Annotated in this window: 1 protein-coding gene; it reads left to right on the top strand. The window is 75.2% G+C overall.

Annotation, left to right across the window (positions count from 1 at the left end):
• A partial coding sequence (locus AF1_RS32720; protein ID WP_157419460.1) for an AMP-binding protein occupies positions 1-802 on the top strand: 802 nt, incomplete at both ends.

The following is an 802-nucleotide window of genomic DNA, read 5'->3' as shown; positions in this document are numbered from 1 at the left end:
CGCGGCACCCGCTGTTCCAGGTGATGATCTCGATGCAGAACAACCCGTCCGCGCGGGTCGAGCTGCCCGGCCTGACGGTCGCCCTGGAACCGGTCGACCCGGGCGTGTCCCGCTTCGACCTCGCCCTCCTGGTGGACGAGACGCGCGACGCCGACGGCGACCCGGCCGGGATCGACTGCCGGTTGGAGTACGCGCTCGACCTGTTCGACCCGGAGACGGCCGCGTCGATGGCGGCGCGCCTGGAGCGGCTGCTGACCCGGGTCGCCGCCGACCCGTCCCTGCCGCTCAGCGCCGTCGACCTGCTGGACGGCGCCGAACGCGACACCCTCCTGAACCGCTGGAACGACACCGGCCTGCCGGTCGCACCCGCCGTCGTCCCCGAGCTGTTCGAGGCGCAGTCCGCCCGCACCCCGGACGCGACCGCCGTCATCGCGGGGGAGACCCGGCTCGGCTACGCCGAGCTGAACGCCCGCGCGAACCGGCTCGCCCGCCACCTGATCGGGCTCGGCGTCGGCGCCGAGGACTTCGTCGCCCTCGCGCTGCCGCGGGACGCCGATCTGATCGTGGCGGCGCTGGCCGTCCTCAAGGCGGGCGCCGCCTACCAGCCGGTCGACCTGGCGTACCCGGCCGACCGCATCGCCTACATGCTGGAGGACGCCGCCCCCGCCTGCGTCATCACGACCCGGGCCGCGGACCTGCCCGGCGGGACGCCCCGCGTCGAACTCGACGCACTGTCCCTCGACGGGCTCTGCGGCGACGACGTCACCGACGCCGAACGCGTCCGCCCGCTGCGCCCCGCGAA

The sequence above is a fragment of the Actinomadura formosensis NBRC 14204 genome (assembly GCF_001552155.1).
In the GTDB taxonomy this organism is placed as follows: Bacteria; Actinomycetota; Actinomycetes; order Streptosporangiales; family Streptosporangiaceae; genus Spirillospora; species Spirillospora formosensis.
The sequence above is the reverse complement of the archived record's forward strand: the minus strand, read 5'-3'. Positions and strand labels throughout refer to the sequence as shown.